Genomic DNA, 19,205 nt, shown 5'->3' on the forward strand with positions numbered 1-19,205 from the left:
CTTATGCGCCCCCCTTCGGGTCGACGCCGACGATGATCGTCGTGTCGTTCTCGTAGTAATGCGGCGGCACCACGAGGTTGGTGGGCGCCGGGACGCCCTGGAACACGCGGCCGGCCATGTCGAAGCGCGACTTGTGGCAGGGGCAGAAGTAGCCGCCCTTCCAGTTCGGATCGTACGGCTCAGGCTTGATCTCGGCGGCCATTTCCGGCGAGCAGCCCAGGTGGGTGCACAGGCCGACCAGCACGGAGATCTCCGGCTTCAGCGAGCGCGTCTCGCCCGTGATGTAGGTCGGCTGCTGGTCCTTGTTGGCCGACTGCGGATCGCGCAGGTTGGCATCCAGCGTCGGCAGCGCGTCCAGGATCGCCTTGGAGCGCTTCACGATCCAGATCGGCTGGCCGCGCCATTCCAGGATCAGGCGCTGGCCTTCCTGCAGGCCGCTGATATCGGCGGTCACCGGGGCACCGGCCAGCTTGGCCCGGGCGCTCGGATTCCACGACTTGATAAACGGTACAGCTGCAATACCGGCACCCACTGCACCCACCACAGCGGTGGTCGCAGTCAGGAACCGGCGTCGGCCCGTATTCACAGGCCCATTGACCCCATCGATGGCCATCCGGCACTCCGCAAAACAATCAGGTAGCTAAAAAGGCTGCCAAGGCCGCACCCCAACACCGGTGCGGGCCGCAAAAGACGGCAAAGTGTAACGGAAGGCTTAATCGGCCGACAACGGCTGCCTTGAAATCAAGGAGTTGCGCGCGCATCGGCGCGCCGGGAACGCTCAGCGCGCGGCGACGGCCTGGCGGTAGCGGTCGGCCAGGACGGCCACGCGCTCCACATAGCGCTGGGTTTCCTTGTACGGCGGCACGCCACCGTGACGGTCCACGGCGCCCTCGCCGGCGTTGTAGCCGGCGGCGGCCAGGGTGAGGTTGCCGTTGAAGCGCTTCAGCAGCCACGCCAGGTACTGGGTGCCGCCGCGGATGTTCTGGCCGGCGTTGTAGCTGTCGGTCACGCCGAACCGGCGGGCGGTGGCGGGCATCAGTTGCATCAGTCCCTGTGCGCCGGCATGGGACAGGGCCAGCGGGTTGTACGAGGACTCGGCATGCATGATCGCGCGGATCACCGACTCTTCCACGCCGAACTCGCGCGCGGCGGCCGCGATCTCGGCCTGGTAGGCGCCGGTGTTCAGGCGCAGGCGGCCGAAATCCACGCTCGGGTTGCCGCAGGCGAAGCAGGTCTCGATGTAGCTGTACTTGATGGTGCGCAGGCTGGCGACCTGGGTGCCGCCGCGCGGGCGCGTGCTGGTGTAGTGGCGCACGCCGTCCTTGATGTAGGAGTAGACCTGTCCGCTGACCACGCGGCGCGGGCCGGTGGCCGGTGCGGCCGCAGGCGGTGCCGAGGCCGGGACCACGGCACTGGCGGTATCGGACAACGCGGGCGTGACGGCGGCGCCCACCGCGGGCGGCGGCGTGGCCGGACGCGATACCGTGGCGACCTGTGCCGGGCGGCTGCGATCCGGGGTGTAGCGGCTGATCACTTCGCAGCTGGCGCCACTGACGCGCTTGCTGACGTAGTTCGGCACACCGTCAGCGCCGGTGCACTTGTACAGCGTGCCCGCGCTGGCCGGCAGTGCGGTCAACGCGGCCAGCATGGCCAGAAGCGTCAGAGTCCCCCTCATGCCGCGCAGTGTCCCCAATTCGCCAGCGGTTGCCAAGTCCTTGTCCAACAAAGGTTTCCTCCAATCTGTGCGGCCGGTCCGAGTTCCAACAGCCGGCGGCACGGCGGCCAGGGATGGCCTGTTACCCGCTATCAACGCCATCCGGCGCGGGTTCCGGCCGCCCTGGCCGTGCCCGGGCGCGTAAACTACGCGGCCTGCCCGCCCCTACCCGCCTGGATTAAGCGCCATGACCGGGACGCTAGCCCCCGAACTGCCGACCACGGCCGGCCCTGCCGTGACCGACCCCGCCCTCGTTCCCTTGCCCATCGGCCGCCCGCGTGCGCCCGAGGAGGTCCGCGGGAAGCTGTACATCAAGACCCACGGGTGCCAGATGAACGAGTACGACTCGGCCAAGATGGCCGACGTGCTCGCCGCGTCCGACGGCCTCGAGCTGACCGACAACCCGGAAGAAGCCGACGTGGTGCTGGTCAACACCTGCTCCATCCGCGAGAAGGCGCAGGAGAAGGTCTTCAGCCAGCTCGGCCGGTGGAAGGCACTGAAGGCCGGGGGCCGCGACGTCATCATCGGCGTCGGCGGCTGCGTCGCCTCCCAGGAAGGCGAGGCGATCGTCAAGCGCGCGCCCTACGTCGACCTGGTGTTCGGCCCGCAGACCCTGCATCGCCTGCCGGAGCTGATCCGCGCCCGCCGCGAGCAGAACAGGCCGCAAGTCGACATCAGCTTCCCCGAGATCGAAAAGTTCGACCGCATGCCCGAGCCGCGCGCCGAAGGGCCCTCGGCGTTCGTGTCGATCATGGAAGGCTGCTCGAAATACTGCTCGTTCTGCGTGGTGCCCTACACCCGCGGCACCGAGGTCAGCCGGCCGTTCGAGGACGTGCTGGTGGAAGTGGCGCAGCTGGCCGCGCAGGGCGTGCGCGAGATCAACCTGCTGGGCCAGAACGTCAACGCCTATCGCGGTCCTTACGGCGACGGCGAAGTGGCCGACCTGGGCCTGCTGATCCGCACCATCGCCGAGATCGATGGCATCGGCCGCATCCGCTTCACCACCTCGCACCCGCTGGAGTTCAGCGACTCGCTGGTGGACGCCTATCGCGACGTGCCGCAACTGGCCAACTTCCTGCACCTGCCGGTGCAGGCGGGCAGCGATCGCGTGCTGTCGGCGATGAAGCGCGGCTACACCGCGCTCGAGTTCAAGCAGAAGATCCGCAAGCTGCGTGCGGTGCGGCCGGACATCTCGATCAGCTCGGACTTCATCGTCGGCTTCCCCGGCGAGACCGACGCCGACTTCGAGAAGACGATGAAGCTGCTCGAGGACGTCGGCTTCGACCAGAGCTTCAGCTTCATCTACTCGCGTCGCCCGGGTACGCCCGCCGCGGACCTGGAAGACGACACCTCCGACGCCGTCAAGCACGCGCGCCTGGAGCGCCTGCAGCAGCACATCAACGCCTACGCGGCCGGCATCTCGCAGCGCATGGTCGGCACGGTGCAGTCGGTGCTGGTGGAAGGCCCATCGAAGAAGGACCCGAACCAGCTGACCGGCAAGACCGAGAACATGCGGTCGGTGAACTTCGCCGGCCACCCGCGCCTGGTCGGCCAGTTCGTGGATGTCGTCATCACCGAGGCGCTGACCAACTCGCTGCGCGGACGCATCGCCGGCACCGACTGACGGCGCCGTTTCAGCCGACGGCGGGCAGCGGCACGCCGTCGCGCTCGTTGTCCCAGATCATGTGGATGATCTTCCAGCCCTCCGTGCCCTTGTAGAGCTGGATGCTGTTGATGCCGCGCCGCTCCGGCACCGCGTCGCCGAGCGCGTGCCGTGCCTCGTAAGCGCTCCAGACGTGGGCGATGTTGCCGAACACGCGCACTTCACGCCCGATCTCGACCTCGAAGAAATCCATCTCCGCCAACAGCGCGTCGGCGTTGGCGCGGTATTCCTCCAGCGAGAACGACATGCGCCACGGCGTGCCCTGCGCATCCACGCCGGTGCGGATCTGTCGGCAGTCCGGATGGAAGACATCGTCCTGCGTCGACCAGTCGCGCGGACCCGCCGGGCCCGAGATCATGGCGTACATGGCATCCACCACGGCGCCGATCGCTGCTTCGTCCATCGCCTGCCCTCCCGTCCCGGATGAAGCGCCAGCCTATCAGTCCAGCCGCTTGCGGAAGCGCAGGATCGCCGCCGTCATCATCACCGTGGTGAAGGCCAGCAGGGCCAGCACGTCGGGCCATAGCTCCCACAGGCTGGCGCCGCGCAGCATCACGCCGCGGATCAGGCGCAGGAAGTGGGTCAGCGGCAGCGCCTCGGCGATCCACTGCACCACCTTCGGCATGCCGGCGAACGGGAACATGAAGCCCGACAGCAGGATCGAGGGCAGGAAGATGAAGAACGTCATCTGCATGGCCTGGAACTGCGATTGCGCGCGGGTCGAGATCAGCAGGCCCAGCGTCAGGTTGGCCACGATCAGCAGGCAGGCGGCGATGTAGACATGCAGCAGGCTGCCGCCGAGCGGCACGTTGAACAGCCACATGCCCAGCGCGAGCACCACCGTCGTCTGCACCAGGCCGATGGCCACGTAGGGCAGCACCTTGCCGATCATCAACTCGGCGCTGCTCACCGGCGTCGCGATCAACAGTTCCATGTTGCCGCGTTCGCGCTCGCGCACGATGGCCACGCCGGTGAACAGCACCATCGTCATCGTCAGGATCACGCCGATCAGTCCCGGTACGATGTTCACGGCGGAGCGTCGTTGCGGGTTGTAGAAGCCGACCACGCTGATGGTGCGCGAAGCCAGCGGGCTGCTGCTGCCCTCCAGCGGCATTTGCGCCAGCTGCGCGGCGGCGCTCTGCACCGCGTTGTCGCTGCCGTCGACGAAGATCTGCATGGCTTCGCGTCCCTCGGCGCGACGACGCTCGTAGTCCGGCGGGATGACCACGCCGATGCTGATCTCGCCGCGACGCATCGCCTGGACCAGTTCCTGCGGCGTGGCGGCTTCCTGCGTCGGCTTGACCACGCCGGTGGCGACGATATCCATCACCAGCGCGCGCGAGGCCGCGGTGCGCGACTGGTCGGCGATGCCGGCGGACAGGTCGCGCAGGTTGGTGTTGATCGCGTAGCCGAACAGCAGCAGCTGCATCACCGGGATGCCGACGATCATCGCCAGGGTGATGCGGTCGCGCCGCATCTGCCGCAGCTCCTTCACCATCACGGCCATCAGTCGACGGAGCTTCATGCGGCCTCCTCGCGTGCCGGTTGCCCGCGCGTGGCGGAGACGAAGACGTCCTCCAGATTGGCCGGTGCGGCGGACACGTCCGCGTCGATGCCCGCCGCGCGCAGGCCCTGCGCCACCCGATCCGTGGCCTGGCCGTTTTCGGCCAGGAGCACGCGCAGCACGTTGCCGATCTGCGCCACGCTGAGCACGCCCGGCAGGCCCACCAGCACCTTCTGCGCCTGCCGGGGCTCACGGGCCTCCACGACCAGGGTGCGGCCGGCGAGTTCGCCGGTCAGCGCATCGGGCGTGCCGTCGGCCACCAGCACGCCGCGGTCGAGGATGGCGATGCGGTGGCAGCGCTCGGCTTCGTCCATGTAGTGGGTGGACACCAGCAGCGTGGTGCCCGCGTCGGCGAGTTCGAACAGCTTTTCCCAGAAATCGCGGCGCGACTCCGGATCGACCGCACTGGTCGGCTCGTCGAGGAACAGCAGTTCCGGCGCATGGATCACCGCGCCTGCAAGCGCGAGGCGTTGTTTCTGCCCGCCGCTCATCGTGCCCGCGAGCTGCTTCTGCCGGTCCTGGAAGTGGTACTGCTCGACCAGTTCGTCGATCCGTCGCCGCGCTTGCGCGCGCGGGATGTCCTGCACGGCAGCGAGGAATTCCAGGTTCTCGCGCACGGTGAGGTCCTCGAACAGCGAGAATTTCTGGGTCATGTAGCCGATGCGGGTGCGCAGCTGCTCGGCCTGCTCGGGGATGCGCAGGCCCAGCACCTCGATGTCGCCCGCGGTCGGCGTCAGCAGTCCGCACAGCATGCGGATGGTGGTCGACTTGCCGGAGCCGTTGGGTCCGAGAAACCCATAGACGTTCCGCCGCGGCACATCGAGGTCGACATCGTTCACTGCCGCCAGCGCATCGAAGCGCTTGGTCAGGCCGCGGACGCGGATGGCGAGGCCGGGATCATTCGTCGTCATCGGACACCACCTGCAGCGGCGCACCCACCGGCAGATCGGCAGCGTCCTTGCCCAGGCTTATCTCCGCGAGGTAACTCAGCCGCTCGGCGTCCTGCCCGGTCAGCGCGAAATAGGGGGTGAAGCTGGGTTCGCTGCGGATCATGCGCACCCGGCCGGCGTACGTCTTCTCCTGCCCATCCAGGCGCACCTGCACGGTGTCGCCGACCTTCAGGCGGTTGCGCAGCGCCTGCGGCAGGTAGACGCGCGCATAGGGCGCCTCGCCCACCAGCATCACCGCCAGCGGCGCGCCGACCGGCGCCTGGTCGCCGAGCTTGTACGGCAGGCTGTCGATGCGGCCCGCGCGTGGCGCGGTGATGTTGAGCTTCTCCAGCGACACCGCCTGCACGCGCGCCTGCGCGTCCGCCGAGGCGACCGCCGCCTCGCCCTGAGCGACCTGCTCGACGCGCGTGCCGTGCTCCAGTTCCAGCAACGCCGCCTGGGCCACCCGGACCTGCGCCTGCGCGCTCTGCGACGCGGCGCGCGCGCGATCCACTTCGGAGGCGGCCACCAGGCGCTGGCGACCCAACGGTTGCAGGCGCGCGTAGTAGGCATCGGCATCGCGGACCTGCGCCTGGGCGGCGGCAAGGCTGGCGCGCGCCTGCGCGATGGCTTCGTTGCGTGGACCGGCACGCAGTTCCGCCAGCGCCTCGCGGCTCTGCGTCGCCTGCGCCTGCGCGGCCGCCAGCTGCGACTGGGTGCGGGTCAGTTCCAGTTGCAGCAGTGGCGCGCCGGCCGCCACCTGCTGCCCTTCGCGCACGTCGATCCGCACGATCTTTTCGGCGACCGGCGACGGCAGCGTCACCCGGTCCCATTCCAGCGTGCCCAGCGCATCGGGCGTGTCGGCGGCGCAGCCCGCCAGCATGAGGATCGCGGCCGCGAGCGCGGCGCGTGGCAGTTCATTTCGCATGGTCCAGCTCCAGTCCACGGTCCAGCAGCACCAGCGTGTGCCGGCGCAGGTCGTTGAAGTCGATATCGTCGGCGCCGAACAGCTGGCGCCAGATCGGCGCACTGGCCATCGGGAACATGGTCAGCCCGATCAGCGAGACCATCAGCAGGCGCGGATCGAGGTCGGGATTGAGCTGCCCGGCCTGCTGCGCGGCGGCGAAGCGGCCCGCCATCATCTTCGGCAGCAGCGGCCCCACCTGGCTGATCATCATGTCGCGCAGCGCGCCCCCCTCGCAGAGGATCTCACGCACCCACAGCGTGGGCAGCCACGGATGCTGGGTGACCACCGCGCCGATCCCGTGCACGAAGCCGGCGACCAGCGCCGCGATGTCGCCGCCACCGGCCTGCATCACGGGTGCGCGCATCTGCGCCACCACCGGCAGCAGCCGCTCGGCCACCACGGCTTCCTGCAACTGCGCCTTGTCGCCGAAGTAGTAATGCACGAGCGCCGGCGTCACCCCGGCTTCGGTGGCGATGTCGCGCAGCGAGGTGGCCGCGATGCCCCGGCGGACGAAACAGGCCAGCGCCGCGTCCAGCAGGGTGGCGCGCAGGTCGGCGGTCTCGGCGGTGGGGCGGCGGCCCCGGGTGCGCTTGCGGGGTACGGGGGCCGTGGTGTCCGCGTTCGTGCGGGGTCGGCCAGGGGGTGTCTTCGTCGTCATGGCGCTTATTTAATTTATTGATTAATTAAATTTCAACCCCGTTCCGACGAACGGCGGGCAGATGGCCGGTCCCGGGTGGTCGCGCTACCCTGCGCGCCCGCCTTGCGTTTGCCAGGATCGCCGCCATTTCTTCGGATAGCCCCCGCCTGTGGGTGTTCACGCTGGAAGCCCGGCCCCGCGCCGACAGCCCGGACTTCATCGAGGCCGGCGGTGCGTACGTCACCTGCTACCAGAAGCCCGGATTCGCCGATGACCCCATGCGGCGTGCGTCCGAGTTCATCCGCGAACAGGGGTGGGTGGTCGTCGCGGTGGAGGACGAACCGGTCGAGATCGACCGCGACCACGCCCCCAACGCCGACCACTTCGACCAGGCCCTCGTCGAGGACGAGGTCTACGTCTTCAACCAGTGGCCGGTCGACGACGCCGACGACCAGACGCGCCACTAGCCCCCGGACCGATCGATCCCCTGCCTCATGACTGACTCCAGCAAGCGCGAATTCACCCTCGAACCCGAAAACACCGAACGCCTGGCCAACCTGGCCGGTCCCTTCGACGCCCACCTCCGCCAGATCGAACTGCGGCTGGGCGTGGAGATCGCCAACCGCGGCGCGGTCTTCCGCGTCACCGGCCCGGAGAAGGCCGTCTTGGCGACCGAGAAGCTGCTGCACGCCTTGTACGAGGAAGCCGCCGGCGAGACTTTCGACAGCGAGGCGATCCACCTGCGCCTCAATACCTCCAACGTGGAGCGCGTGGCCGACGACGGCTACGAGCCGCAGGACGTGGCCATCAAGGTCAAGCGCGGCACCGTGCGCGGCCGTGGCGCGAACCAGGCCAAGTACCTGCACGCCATCGCCACCCACGACATCAATTTCGGCATCGGCCCCGCCGGCACCGGCAAGACGTTCCTGGCCGTGGCCAGCGCGGTGGAAGCCCTGAACGAGTCGCGCGTGCAGCGGCTCATCCTGGTGCGCCCGGCGGTGGAGGCCGGCGAGAAGCTCGGCTTCCTGCCCGGCGACCTGTCGCAGAAGGTCGACCCCTACCTGCGCCCGCTGTACGACGCGCTCTACGAGATGCTCGGCGTGGAGAAGGTGGTCAAGCTGCTGGAGAAGAACGTCATCGAGATCGCGCCGCTGGCCTACATGCGCGGCCGCACGCTCAACGATGCGTTCGTCATCCTCGACGAAGCGCAGAACACCACCATCGAGCAGATGAAGATGTTCCTCACGCGCATCGGCTACGGCAGCACCGCGGTCGTCACCGGCGACCTGACCCAGGTCGACCTGCCCAAGCACCAGAAATCCGGCCTGAAGGACGCGCTGGAGGTACTGCGCAACGTCGACGGGATCTCGTTCACCTTCTTCACCAGCCGCGACGTGGTCCGCCACCCGCTGGTCGCGAAGATCGTGCGGGCTTACGATGCACGCGATGGCAAGGACGCCGAAACCGGCCCTGCCTGATCCCCTCCGTCGACCGCGATCGCCATGACCCAAGGCCCCGTCCGCCTCGAAGTCTCCGTGAACTACGCGCTGCCGCGCGCCGGCATCCCCTCGGCGGTCAGTTTCCGCAAGTGGGTGGCGGCCGCGCTGGCGGGCCGCATCCGCGAGGCCGACCTGGCGATCCGCATCGTCGACAGCAAGGAAGGCCGCGCGCTCAACCGCCATTACCGCGGCCGTGACTACGCGACCAACGTACTGAGTTTCCCGGCCGAGATGGCCGAAGGCGTGAAGCTGCCCAAGGGCGTGAAGATGCCGCTGCTCGGCGACCTGGTGATCTGCGCACCGGTCGTCGCACGCGAAGCGCGGGAGCAGAAGAAACCGCTGGCCGCGCACTACGCGCACATGACCGTGCACGGCGCCCTGCACCTGCTGGGTTGGGACCACGAGGACGACAAGGAGGCCGAATGCATGGAACAGCTCGAGCGCGAGATCCTGGCCGACCTCGGCATCGACGACCCCTACGCGGAAGACTGACCATGCCGCGCACCCTGTTGCTCGCGCCCTGTGTGGCGCTGGCCCTTTCCGTCGCCGGGCAGGCGCAGGCCGCCACCCCGGATCTCGCTTCGCTGATCGAATGCCGCGGCGACATCGCCGGGCTCACCGCGCTGGCGCCTGCGCTGGAGGATCCGCTGAAGGCGGTCGCCCTGGGCTGGCAGCCGCTGCCGCAGGCGAACATGTTCATGACCGAGTACCGGTTGGCGTCGCCTATCCGCGTGTTCGGGAACGACACCGACCGCATCGCCTTCACGGGCGGCAGCGTGATGGCGATCCTGGACCTGCCCGACCCGCGTCCGCTGGCGAAGGAACTCGCGCTCGAGACCGCGATCGACACGCCCACGAAAGCCATGTTCGGCAAGGAACTGCGCAGCGAGGAAACGCGCGATGCGGACAGCGGCAAGGTACTGATCGAATCCGTCGTGTTGAACGTCAGCAACGTGGCCTCGCACCCGGGCAAGACCCTGGTGGGCTGCAGTTACAGCCTGGACCTGCCCGAAGAACCCCAGGACGAGGCCCCGGCCGCGCCACCCCAGGCGGCAGGCGCCTAGGCGGCCTGCGCCCGTGCCCCAACCGGGTTAGACTGGCCGCCACGCCCCGCCGGGCGCACACCCCCACGAGATGTCAGAAGACGACAGTACCCACGCGCCGGATGGCTCCGACAAACCTTCGGAGAAACGGCGCACTTGGCTGGACCGCCTCAGTTCGGCGTTCTCCGGCGAACCCAGCACACGCGAAGACCTGGTGGCCCTCCTGCGCGATGCGCAGTCCGACGGCCTGATCGGCGGCGACACCTTGAAGATGATGGAAGGCGCGATCGACGTGGCCGACCTCACCGTGGGCGACGTCATGGTGTCGCGCTCGCAGATGGTGTCGCTGCCCGTCGAGGCCCGCTTCCTCGACCTGATGAAGCAGGTGGTCGAATCCGGCCATTCGCGTTTCCCGGTGCATGGCGAGAACAAGGACGAGATCCTCGGCATCCTGCTGGCCAAGGACCTGCTGCGCGGCGTGGTGGCCGACAACGGCCCCGGCAGCGTGCGCGAACTGCTGCGGCCCGCGGTGCTGATCCCCGAGTCGAAGAAGCTCAACCTGCTGCTGAAGGAATTCCGCCTGTCGCGCAACCACATGGCGATCGTGGTGGACGAGTACGGCGGCGTCGCCGGCCTGGTGACCATCGAGGACGTGCTGGAGCAGATCGTCGGCGAGATCGACGACGAGCATGACGAAGCCGAGGACGGCGCCGCGCTGATCGCGGCGCAGGCCGACGGCCAGTTCGTCGTGGATGCGCTCACGCCCATCTCCGACTTCAACGAGCGTTTCGGCGCCGACTTCCCGGACGACGAGTACGACACTGTCGGTGGCCTGGTCACGGCCGCGATCGGCCACCTGCCCGAAACCGGCGAAGAGCTGACGCTGGGTCGCTTCATATTCCGGGTGGCGCGCGCGGACGCGCGCCGCGTACACGCGTTCCACGTCGGAGTGCTGGCGGATGCGTAGCCTGGCCGCGCGCCTGGCGCTGCTGGGCGTGTTGTGCCTGCTGGCCGCGGCGGCCTGGGCGTCGCCGCGCATCGGCGTGGCGACGATGGAGCCGGGCGACGTCTTCTTCGAACGCTTCGGCCACAACGCCATCGTCGTGGTCGACCCCGCCAATGGCGATGCGATCTCGTACAACTTCGGCTTCTTCGACCCGTCGGAAGCCGACTTCGTCGGCAACTTCGCCCGCGGCCACATGATGTATTACCTGGTCGCGCTGCCGTTCGAGCAGGACCTGGCGCAATACCGCGACAACGGCCGCGGCGTTTCGCTGCAGTGGCTGGATCTCACCCCGGCCCAGGCGCAGGCGCTGGCCGGCGCGCTGGCCGAGCGCGCGCGCCCCGAGAATGCGCGCTACCGCTACGACTACTTCACCTCCAACTGCTCCACCCAGGTGCGCGACGCGCTCGATGCCGCGCTGGGCGGCACGTTGAAATCCCAGTTGGCCGGACGTTCGCGCGGCAACACCTTCCGCAGCGAAGCCGTGCGCCTGGCCTCGCCGGCGACCTGGATGTGGCTGGGCTTCGATGTCGGCCTCGGGCCGTCGGCGGACAAGCCGATGTCGCGCTGGGAGGAAGCCTACGTGCCGATGCGCCTGGCCGACAGCCTGCGCGAGGCGAAGAACGCCGCCGGTCGTCCGCTGGTGCAATCGGAAATGCAGCTGCTGCCGCACCGCATCGCGCCGGAGCCGGCGGAAACACCGCGCCGCTGGTGGCCCTGGCTGCTCGCGGGCGTGGTCATCGCCGCGCTGGTCGCTTGGACGGGACGCCGCCAGCCGCGCGTGATCGCAGCACTGGCGTTGCCGTTCTGGCTGGTCTGCTTCGTGGCCGGTGCGCTGCTGGTCTACCTGTGGGGCTTCACCGAGCATTGGGCCGCGTGGGCCAACCGCAATCTGCTGCTGTTCAATCCGCTGTGCGTGCTGCTGATCCCCGGCGCAATTGCCGTGCTGCGCCGCCGCATCCCCCCGACCTGGTTCGGCTGGCTCGCGAGCGCCATCGCCGTGGGTGCGCTGGTCGCATGGTTCCTGCATTGGCTGCCGTTGCGCCTGCAATACAACCAGTCCTGGATTGCACTGCTGTTGCCGATCCACCTGGCGCTTGCATACGTATTCATGCCCCGGCGCTTGTCGCCCTGAGCCCCGCCACGCACGATGCGGCCCTCTGCTTATCGCGAGGGTCGCATGTCCCGTTTCCTGATTCCGCTCTTCGTCCTGCTCTCCAGCGCCGCCGCGCATGCGGCACCGGGACCGCGCGTCGCCTCGCCCGACGGCTCGATCGTGGTGGAGCTGTCCACCGATAACGACGGCCGCCCCTCGTATGCCGTCTCGCGCAAGGGCCAGCCGGTGCTGTCGCCGTCGCGCCTGGGCTTCCTGCTGCTGGACGCGCCGAAGTTCGAGCGCAACATCGAGATCGTGCAGCCGCGCACGCGCGCCTTCGACGAAACCTGGGAACAGCCGTGGGGCGAACGCCGCTTCATCCGCAACCACTACAACGAACTGACGGTCACGCTGAAGGAAAAGGCCAAGCCCTTCCGCAGCTACGACGTGGTGTTCCGCGTGTTCGACGACGGCGTCGGCTTCCGCTACCGGTTTCCGAAGCAGGCCGGCCTGGAGCAGGTGAAGATCGGCGAGGAACTGACCGAGTTCTCGCTGGCGCGCGACGCGACCGCCTGGTGGATTCCCGCCGGCGAATGGAACCGCGAGGAATACCTCTATCACCGCACCCCCGTGCAGCAGGTCGGCGATGCGCAGACCCCGATCACGTTCAAGTTCGCGGACGGCACCCACCTGTCGATCCATGAGGCCGCGCTGGTCGACTACAGCGGCATGAACCTGACCCGCGTCGAGGACCGCCGCCTGAAGGCCGACCTGACGCCGGGCATCGGCGAAGGCAAGGTGGTGCGCGCGGCGCCGTTCGACACGCCCTGGCGCACGCTGCTGCTGAGCGACGACGCGGCCGGCCTGGCGATGTCCGCCCTGACCCTCAACCTCAACGAACCCAATGCGCTCGGCGACGTGTCGTGGGTGAAGCCGATGAAGTACGTCGGCGTGTGGTGGGAGATGCACCTGGAGCTGAAGAGCTGGGCCTCCGGGCCGAAGCACGGTGCCACCAACGAGAACGTCCGCAAGCACATCGATTTCGCCGCCAAGCATGGTTTCGGTGGCGTGCTGGTGGAAGGCTGGAACGTGGGCTGGGACGGCGACTGGTTCGGCAACGGCGAGGATTTCAGCTTCACGCAGTCCTATCCCGATTTCGACCTTGAGGCGCTCAGCCGCTATGCCCGCTCGAAGAACGTGGTGCTGATCGGCCACCACGAGACGTCGGGCAATGCGGCGCACTACGAGTCGCAGCTCGACGCCGCCTTCGACCTGTACAAGCGCGTCGGCGTGCCTGCGGTCAAGACCGGCTACGTGGCCGACGCCAGCCAGGCCAAGGTCACCGGCACCGATGGCAAGCGCCACTACGCCTGGCATGAAGGCCAGGACATGGCGCGCCACCACATGAAGGTGGTGACCGAAGCGGCCAAGCGCCATATCGCCGTAAACCCGCACGAGCCGATCAAGGACAGCGGCCTACGCCGCACCTATCCGAACTGGATCACGCGTGAAGGCGCGCGTGGCATGGAGTTCAGCGCCTGGGGCCAGCCCGGCAATCCGCCGGAGCACGAAGCCAACCTGGTGTTCACCCGCCTGCTGGCCGGTCCGATGGACTACACCCCGGGCATCTTCGGCATGAAGACGCGCTCCACCGACGGCATCGCGACCACCTGGGCCAAGCAGCTCTCGCTGTACGTGGTGATCTACAGCCCGCTGCAGATGGCGGCCGATCTGCTGGAGAACTACGAGAAGAACCCGGCGCCGTTCCAGTTCATCAAGGACGTGCCGGTGGACTGGGAAGACACGCGCGTGCTGAACGGCGAAGTCGGCGATTACGTGACGATCGCCCGCAAAGAGCGTGGTGGTCCCAACTGGTACCTCGGTGCGCTGACCGACGAGGATGGGCGCACGCTGAGCGTGCCGCTGTCCTTCCTCGACGAGGGCCGCCGCTACACCGCGCAGATCTACCGCGACGGTGACAAGGCCAACTGGAAGACCGCGCCGCAGGACATCGTGATCGAAGCGCGCACCGTCACTCGCGGCGACACGCTGACCCTGAAGCTGGCACCGGGCGGCGGGCAGGCGATCCGCTTCGTGGCGCAGTGAAGTGAACCTGGGTGTGGGAGCGACGTGAGTCGCGAATCGGGATCCGCCATGCGCTGGACCTGCCATCGCGACTGACGTCGCTCCCACACCCGCAGCCGACTTGTCGGATGCGGGCCTTCTGGCGCACGATTCACGCCATGAATGACGTCGCCGCCGCCGCCTCGAAGCCCGTCCTGCCCCAGTGCGTCATCAACTGCGTGGTCTACGACCAGGGCGGCAAGCGGCGCGACATCAGCCTCGACGAGATCAGCGATGTGCTCGCGGTCGACGACGACAGCTTCATCTGGGTCGGCCTGTACGAGCCGGCGGACACCATCCTGGAGAAGCTGCAGGAAGAGTTCTGTCTGCACGACCTGGCCGTCGAAGACGCCCAGAACGCGCATCAGCGCCCCAAGTTGGAGGCCTACGGCAATTCGCTGTTCGTGGCTGTGCACACGGCGCAGGTGGTCGACGACCGCATCAAGTTCGGCGAAACCCATGCCTTCCTGGGCCCGCGCTACCTGGTGACCGTGCGTCATGGCGCGTCGCTGTCGTATGCGCCCGTGCGCGAGCGCGTGCAGCGCGAGCCCGAGCTGCTGCCGTTGGGCCCCTCGTACGGGCTGTATGCGGTGCTGGACTACATCGTCGACAACTATCGGCCGATCATCGACCAGTTCAAGCAGACCCTGGACACGCTGGAGAAGGACATCTTTGCCGACACCTACCGGCGGGTGACGGTAGTGAAACTGTACGAACTGAAGCGCGAGCTGACCCAGATGCGGTTGGCGGTGGCGCCCCTGCAGGACGTGCTGGCACAGCTGACCCGCTCGCAGAGCACGCTGATCCCCGAGGAAGTGCGGCTGTACTTCCGCGATGTGCAGGACCACGTGCTGCGCGTCAACGAGTACACCGACACCTTGCGCGAAATGCTGACGACCGCGCTGAGCGTGAACCTGTCGCTGGTGACGCTGGCCCAGGGCGAGATCGTCAAGCGCCTCGGCGCGTGGGCCGCGCTGCTCGCCGCGCCGACGCTGATCACCAGTTGGTACGGCATGAACTTCGAGCACATGCCGGAGCTCGGCGGGCGCTTCGCCTATCCCATCCTGATCGCGGGCGTGGCGCTCGCCTGCTTCGGTCTGTACCGCCTGTTCAAACGCTCGCGCTGGCTCTGACCTCCGTACACCGCCGGACTGCGACCAAAGTAGAAGGCTGAATCGGCCATTACGGATTGACCGGGTTCCCGCATGGGGTGACCCTTGTCCCGACTTGTCGGAGGGTTCCGGAATGAACGGTTTTTCCAAGATCGGCTGGGCGGCGCTCGCGCTGCTCGGCGCGGGGTGTCTGGGCGTCGTCGCACTGCGCCAGGGCGAGCAGATCAGCGCGCTCTGGATTGTCGTGGCGGCGGTGTCCATCTACCTGGTGGCGTACCGCTACTACAGCCTGTACATCGCCAAGAACGTGATGGGGCTGGACCCGACCCGGGCCACGCCTGCGCACATCAACAACGATGGCCTGGACTACGTGCCCACCAACAAGCACGTGTTGTTCGGCCACCACTTCGCCGCCATTGCCGGCGCCGGTCCGCTGGTGGGCCCGGTGCTCGCCGCGCAGATGGGTTATCTGCCCGGCATGCTCTGGCTGATCGCCGGTGTCGTGCTCGCCGGCGCGGTGCAGGACTTCATGGTCCTGTTCATCTCCAGCCGCCGCAACGGCCGCTCGCTGGGTGACCTGGTCCGCGAGGAAATGGGCCAGGTGGCCGGCACCATCGCGCTGTTCGGTGCCTTCCTGATCATGATCATCATCCTGGCGGTGCTGGCGATGATCGTGGTGAAGGCGCTGGCGGAAAGCCCGTGGGGCATGTTCACGGTGATCGCCACGATGCCCATCGCGATCTTCATGGGCATCTACATGCGCTACATCCGCCCCGGCAAGATCGGCGAGATCTCGGTGGTCGGCATCATCCTGCTGCTGCTGGCCATCTGGTTCGGCGGCAAGGTCGGCGCGCATCCCACCTGGGGCCCGGCATTCACCTTCACCGGCACCCAGATCACCTGGATGCTGATCGGCTACGGTTTCGTCGCCGCCGTGTTGCCCGTGTGGCTGCTGCTGGCGCCGCGCGACTACCTGTCCACCTTCCTCAAGATCGGCGTAATCGTCGCCCTGGCCATCGGCATCGTCATCGCCAGCCCGGAAGTGACCTCGCTGAAGATGCCGGCGCTGACCCAGTTCGCCAGCACCGGCGACGGCCCGGTGTGGAAGGGCGGCCTGTTCCCGTTCCTCTTCATCACCATCGCCTGCGGTGCGGTCTCGGGCTTCCATGCGCTGATCAGCTCGGGCACCTCGCCCAAGCTGCTGGCCAACGAGACCCACACCCGCTACATCGGCTACGGCGGCATGCTGATGGAATCGTTCGTCGCCATCATGGCGCTGGTCGCGGCCTCGATCATCGAGCCGGGCGTGTACTTCGCCATGAACAGCCCCGCCGCCGCCATCGGTACGAGCGCGGTCGACGTGGCCGCGAAGGTCAGCAGCTGGGGCTTCGTGGTGACGCCGGAGATGCTGACGCAGACCGCGCACAACATCGGCGAAAGCACGATCATCTCGCGCGCCGGTGGCGCGCCGACGTTGGCCGTGGGTATCGCCGTGATCCTGCACGACGCTCTGCCGGGCGGCGACGCGATGATGGCGTTCTGGTACCACTTCGCCATCCTGTTCGAAGCGCTCTTCATCCTGACCGCGGTGGACGCGGGCACGCGTGCCGGCCGCTTCATGCTGCAGGACCTGTTGGGCAACTTCATCCCGCCGCTGCGCAAGACCGACTCCTGGGGCGCCAACGTCATCGGCACCGCCGGCTGCGTCGCACTGTGGGGCTACTTCCTCTACCAGGGCGTGGTCGATCCACTGGGCGGCATCAACACCTTGTGGCCACTGTTCGGCATCGCCAACCAGATGCTGGCCGGTATCGCGCTGATGCTGTGCACGGTGGTGCTGTTCAAGATGAAACGCGACCGCTACGCATGGGTCACCGTCGTCCCGGCGATCTGGCTGCTGATCTGCACTACGTACGCGGGCCTGATCAAGATCTTCGACAGCAACCCGGCGGTCGGTTTCGTCGCCCAGGCAAAGAAGTACCAGGCATCCATCGCCGACGGCCAGCTGCTCGGCGCCGCCAAGAGCATGGGCCAGATGCACCAGGTCGTGATCAACAGCTACGTCAATACCGGCCTGACCGTCCTGTTCCTGTTCGTGGTGTTCAGCGTGCTGGTGTACGCCATCAGGGCGATCCTGAAGGCCCGTGCCAGCAGCGAACGCACCGATCGCGAATCGCCGTATGTCGCGCTGACCGACGAGCAGCAGAAGGCCTGGCTGTAAGCCATGGGCACGGAACTCGTTCCGATCTCGCACTTCGCCGCGCACAAGCGTGTGTGGCGAAGGCTGGTGCAGACCGCGCGTCTGTGTTGCGGCATTCCGGACTACGACAACTACGTGCGGCACGTGCTCGAGAAACACCCGGACCGCGAGCCGATGGACTACAAGACGTTCTTCCGGGAGCGCCAGGAAGCCCGGTTCGGCGGCAGGAGCGGGTTCCGCTGTTGTTGATCGATTCCGGCAAGCAAACAAGAAAGGGCGAAGCCAGTGGCTTCGCCCTTTTTCATTGCTCCCTTGTAGGAGCGACGTAAGTCGCGACGTTGATGTTTCCGGTCGCGACTTACGCCGCTCCTGCAGTGGAGTCCATATCAACCCTGCCCCGCCATCGCACGCAGGCCCACGCCCACCGCGTACGCGGCCACCGTGCCCGTCGCGTAACCCAATGCACCGAGCAATGCGCCGACAGGCGCCAGCGAGGGATGAAACACCGACGCGACCACGGGCGCGGACGCCGGTCCGCCGATGTTGCTCTGCGAGCCCATGGCGAAGTAGAAAAACGGCACGCGCAGCAGCTTGCCCAGCACCGCCAGCAGCACGATGTGGACCAGGATCCAGATCACCCCGAGCCCGAGCAGCCACGGCTTGTCGGCCAGCGAGCCGATGTCCATCTGCATGCCGATGCACGCGATCAGGATGTACAGGAACAGGGCCCCGATCTTCGACGCACCGGCGCCGTCCAGGGCGCGTACGCGGGTCAGGCTCAGACCCAGTCCCACCAGGGTGGACAGCACGACCACCCAGACGAACGGCTCGTGCAGGCTCACCTGCTTCGCCCATGCGAAGCCGCCGAACCAGGACGACGCCGGACCGGCGATGGCATGCGCGGCGCCAACGGTGCCGAAGGCGATCGCGAGGATGACCATCAGGTCCGTCAACGTGGTGACCCGCTCATGCTGCTTCTGGTAAGACGCCAGGCGCTCCTTGAGTTCCTCGATAGCCCCCGTGTCCGCACCCGTATGTGCATCGATGGCCTTCGCGCGATTGGCCAGGAAGATCAGCACGGCCATCCAGACATAACCCACGGCCACGTCGACGACAACGAACTGGCCGAACGTGGTCTCGTCGACCTGGAAGACTTCCTTCATCGCCACCATGTTGGCGCCGCCACCGATCCAGCTGCCGGCCAGCGCGGCCATGCCGCCCCAGGTATCGCCGGCCACGGTCTCGGGATGCACGGCCTGCATCACGCCGAAGGCGACGAACGCGCCGATCATCACGCTGATCGACGCGGCGGCATACATCACCAGCAGCTTCGGCCCGAGCTTCAGCACACCCTTCAGGTCGATGGTCAGCGTCAGCAGTACCAGCGCGGCGGGCAGCAGTACGCGGCTCGCCACCGGGTTGTAGAGCTTGCTCGCGCCACCGTCGATCAGGCCGATGCTGTTGTAGATGCCGGGGATGAAGTAGCACAGCAGCAGCGCCGGCACGTAGGTGTAGAACTTCTTGAAGAAGCCCGTCTCGCGCGAGGAGGTCCAGAACACCACGCCCAGCGTGGCGGCGATGAGGCCGAACAGGACGATGTCGTTCTGGATCAGCGCAGTGGATGGTTCGGTGGCTTCGATCGCCATCGGCGGAT

19 protein-coding genes are annotated in these 19,205 nt (G+C 67.6%); 11 read left to right on the plus strand and 8 right to left on the minus strand.

Annotated elements, in window-relative coordinates; all coding sequences use genetic code 11:
- Window position 1: 1 nt before the first annotated feature.
- Both petA and BLT45_RS12705 read right to left on the minus strand, forming a co-directional pair.
- Window positions 2-613: a ubiquinol-cytochrome c reductase iron-sulfur subunit gene (gene petA / locus BLT45_RS12700; RefSeq protein WP_093300526.1), complete on the minus strand. Its 612-nt coding sequence runs from the start codon at window positions 611-613 to the stop codon at window positions 2-4.
- Between the two features lie 165 nt (window positions 614-778).
- Window positions 779-1,675 (minus strand): lytic transglycosylase domain-containing protein, encoded by an 897-nt coding sequence (locus tag BLT45_RS12705; RefSeq protein WP_093300528.1) that lies wholly within the window; start codon window positions 1,673-1,675, stop codon window positions 779-781.
- A 226-nt stretch (window positions 1,676-1,901) separates the two neighbouring features.
- On the opposite strand from BLT45_RS12705, the gene miaB reads away from it, so the two are divergent.
- Window positions 1,902-3,338 carry a tRNA (N6-isopentenyl adenosine(37)-C2)-methylthiotransferase MiaB gene (gene miaB, locus BLT45_RS12710; RefSeq protein WP_093300531.1) on the plus strand — a complete coding sequence of 479 codons (1,437 nt, stop codon included), beginning with the start codon at window positions 1,902-1,904 and terminating at the stop codon, window positions 3,336-3,338.
- 10 nt (window positions 3,339-3,348) lie between these two features.
- On the opposite strand, the gene BLT45_RS12715 is transcribed toward miaB, so the two are convergent.
- Genes BLT45_RS12715 through BLT45_RS12735 form a run of 5 tightly spaced genes read right to left on the minus strand, consistent with a single transcriptional unit; the run spans window position 3,349 to window position 7,495 of the window.
- A complete protein-coding gene (locus BLT45_RS12715) occupies window positions 3,349-3,780 on the minus strand; it encodes a hypothetical protein (protein ID WP_093300534.1) in 432 nt (143 codons plus the stop codon).
- A gap of 36 nt (window positions 3,781-3,816) precedes the next feature.
- Window positions 3,817-4,902, minus strand: coding sequence for an ABC transporter permease (locus BLT45_RS12720; protein ID WP_093300537.1), 1,086 nt, complete (start codon window positions 4,900-4,902; stop codon window positions 3,817-3,819).
- Window positions 4,899-5,825, minus strand: a complete 927-nt coding sequence (locus BLT45_RS12725; RefSeq protein ID WP_093302027.1) for an ABC transporter ATP-binding protein — start codon at window positions 5,823-5,825, stop codon at window positions 4,899-4,901. Before BLT45_RS12725 ends, BLT45_RS12720 begins: the two co-directional genes overlap by 4 nt.
- Before the next feature lie 13 nt (window positions 5,826-5,838).
- The gene (locus tag BLT45_RS12730) at window positions 5,839-6,798 is read right to left on the minus strand and encodes an HlyD family secretion protein (protein ID WP_093300541.1); all 960 of its coding nucleotides are present in this window, start codon (window positions 6,796-6,798) and stop codon (window positions 5,839-5,841) included.
- Entirely contained in the window at window positions 6,788-7,495 is a 708-nt protein-coding gene (locus tag BLT45_RS12735; RefSeq protein ID WP_093300545.1) for a TetR/AcrR family transcriptional regulator, read from the minus strand. The genes BLT45_RS12730 and BLT45_RS12735 overlap by 11 nt, the downstream gene beginning before the upstream one ends.
- A 152-nt stretch (window positions 7,496-7,647) precedes the next feature.
- On the opposite strand from BLT45_RS12735, the gene BLT45_RS12740 reads away from it, so the two are divergent.
- The 10 genes from BLT45_RS12740 (at window position 7,648) to BLT45_RS12785 (ending at window position 17,800) form a co-directional block, all read left to right on the plus strand.
- Window positions 7,648-7,941 (plus strand): hypothetical protein, encoded by a 294-nt coding sequence (locus BLT45_RS12740; RefSeq protein WP_093300548.1) that lies wholly within the window; start codon window positions 7,648-7,650, stop codon window positions 7,939-7,941.
- 27 nt (window positions 7,942-7,968) lie between these two features.
- Window positions 7,969-8,952 (plus strand): PhoH family protein, encoded by a 984-nt coding sequence (locus BLT45_RS12745; protein ID WP_093300551.1) that lies wholly within the window; start codon window positions 7,969-7,971, stop codon window positions 8,950-8,952.
- A 24-nt stretch (window positions 8,953-8,976) separates the two neighbouring features.
- On the plus strand, window positions 8,977-9,465 hold the full coding sequence (gene ybeY / locus BLT45_RS12750) for an rRNA maturation RNase YbeY (protein ID WP_093300554.1): 489 nt from the start codon (window positions 8,977-8,979) through the stop codon (window positions 9,463-9,465).
- A gap of 2 nt (window positions 9,466-9,467) precedes the next feature.
- Window positions 9,468-10,037 carry a hypothetical protein gene (locus BLT45_RS12755; protein ID WP_093300557.1) on the plus strand — a complete coding sequence of 190 codons (570 nt, stop codon included), beginning with the start codon at window positions 9,468-9,470 and terminating at the stop codon, window positions 10,035-10,037.
- 70 nt (window positions 10,038-10,107) lie between these two features.
- Window positions 10,108-10,983 (plus strand): HlyC/CorC family transporter, encoded by an 876-nt coding sequence (locus tag BLT45_RS12760; RefSeq protein ID WP_093300559.1) that lies wholly within the window; start codon window positions 10,108-10,110, stop codon window positions 10,981-10,983.
- On the plus strand, window positions 10,976-12,154 hold the full coding sequence (locus BLT45_RS12765; protein WP_093300562.1) for a lipoprotein N-acyltransferase Lnb domain-containing protein: 1,179 nt from the start codon (window positions 10,976-10,978) through the stop codon (window positions 12,152-12,154). The genes BLT45_RS12760 and BLT45_RS12765 overlap by 8 nt, the downstream gene beginning before the upstream one ends.
- 45 nt (window positions 12,155-12,199) lie before the next feature.
- Window positions 12,200-14,221 carry a glycoside hydrolase family 97 protein gene (locus BLT45_RS12770; protein WP_175455843.1) on the plus strand — a complete coding sequence of 674 codons (2,022 nt, stop codon included), beginning with the start codon at window positions 12,200-12,202 and terminating at the stop codon, window positions 14,219-14,221.
- Window positions 14,222-14,358: 137 nt separating this feature from the next.
- Complete coding sequence (gene corA / locus BLT45_RS12775) at window positions 14,359-15,372, plus strand: magnesium/cobalt transporter CorA (protein ID WP_093300568.1); 1,014 nt, start codon at window positions 14,359-14,361, stop codon at window positions 15,370-15,372.
- Window positions 15,373-15,484: 112 nt separating this feature from the next.
- Complete coding sequence (locus BLT45_RS12780; RefSeq protein WP_093300571.1) at window positions 15,485-17,572, plus strand: carbon starvation CstA family protein; 2,088 nt, start codon at window positions 15,485-15,487, stop codon at window positions 17,570-17,572.
- Window positions 17,573-17,575: 3 nt separating this feature from the next.
- On the plus strand, window positions 17,576-17,800 hold the full coding sequence (locus tag BLT45_RS12785) for a YbdD/YjiX family protein (protein WP_093300573.1): 225 nt from the start codon (window positions 17,576-17,578) through the stop codon (window positions 17,798-17,800).
- 137 nt (window positions 17,801-17,937) lie between these two features.
- Here BLT45_RS12785 and BLT45_RS12790 read toward each other — a convergent pair whose 3' ends face one another.
- Window positions 17,938-19,197, minus strand: coding sequence for a DUF819 family protein (locus BLT45_RS12790; RefSeq protein ID WP_093300576.1), 1,260 nt, complete (start codon window positions 19,195-19,197; stop codon window positions 17,938-17,940).
- Window positions 19,198-19,205 lie beyond the last annotated feature (8 nt).

It is taken from the genome of Pseudoxanthomonas sp. CF385, from assembly GCF_900104255.1.
Classification (GTDB): Bacteria; Pseudomonadota; Gammaproteobacteria; order Xanthomonadales; family Xanthomonadaceae; genus Pseudoxanthomonas_A.

Coding starts and splice junctions, on each gene's coding strand:
- BLT45_RS12785 (WP_093300573.1), top strand. CDS start 17,576: ATGGGCACGGAACTCGTTCCGATCTCGCACTTCGCCGCGCACAAGCGT.
- BLT45_RS12760 (WP_093300559.1), top strand. CDS start 10,108: ATGTCAGAAGACGACAGTACCCACGCGCCGGATGGCTCCGACAAACCT.
- BLT45_RS12745 (WP_093300551.1), top strand. CDS start 7,969: ATGACTGACTCCAGCAAGCGCGAATTCACCCTCGAACCCGAAAACACC.
- BLT45_RS12720 (WP_093300537.1), bottom strand. CDS start 4,902: ATGAAGCTCCGTCGACTGATGGCCGTGATGGTGAAGGAGCTGCGGCAG.
- ybeY (WP_093300554.1), top strand. CDS start 8,977: ATGACCCAAGGCCCCGTCCGCCTCGAAGTCTCCGTGAACTACGCGCTG.
- corA (WP_093300568.1), top strand. CDS start 14,359: ATGAATGACGTCGCCGCCGCCGCCTCGAAGCCCGTCCTGCCCCAGTGC.
- BLT45_RS12780 (WP_093300571.1), top strand. CDS start 15,485: ATGAACGGTTTTTCCAAGATCGGCTGGGCGGCGCTCGCGCTGCTCGGC.
- BLT45_RS12715 (WP_093300534.1), bottom strand. CDS start 3,780: ATGGACGAAGCAGCGATCGGCGCCGTGGTGGATGCCATGTACGCCATG.
- petA (WP_093300526.1), bottom strand. CDS start 613: ATGGCCATCGATGGGGTCAATGGGCCTGTGAATACGGGCCGACGCCGG.
- miaB (WP_093300531.1), top strand. CDS start 1,902: ATGACCGGGACGCTAGCCCCCGAACTGCCGACCACGGCCGGCCCTGCC.
- BLT45_RS12765 (WP_093300562.1), top strand. CDS start 10,976: ATGCGTAGCCTGGCCGCGCGCCTGGCGCTGCTGGGCGTGTTGTGCCTG.
- BLT45_RS12755 (WP_093300557.1), top strand. CDS start 9,468: ATGCCGCGCACCCTGTTGCTCGCGCCCTGTGTGGCGCTGGCCCTTTCC.
- BLT45_RS12770 (WP_175455843.1), top strand. CDS start 12,200: ATGTCCCGTTTCCTGATTCCGCTCTTCGTCCTGCTCTCCAGCGCCGCC.
- BLT45_RS12790 (WP_093300576.1), bottom strand. CDS start 19,197: ATGGCGATCGAAGCCACCGAACCATCCACTGCGCTGATCCAGAACGAC.
- BLT45_RS12730 (WP_093300541.1), bottom strand. CDS start 6,798: ATGCGAAATGAACTGCCACGCGCCGCGCTCGCGGCCGCGATCCTCATG.
- BLT45_RS12705 (WP_093300528.1), bottom strand. CDS start 1,675: ATGAGGGGGACTCTGACGCTTCTGGCCATGCTGGCCGCGTTGACCGCA.
- BLT45_RS12735 (WP_093300545.1), bottom strand. CDS start 7,495: ATGACGACGAAGACACCCCCTGGCCGACCCCGCACGAACGCGGACACC.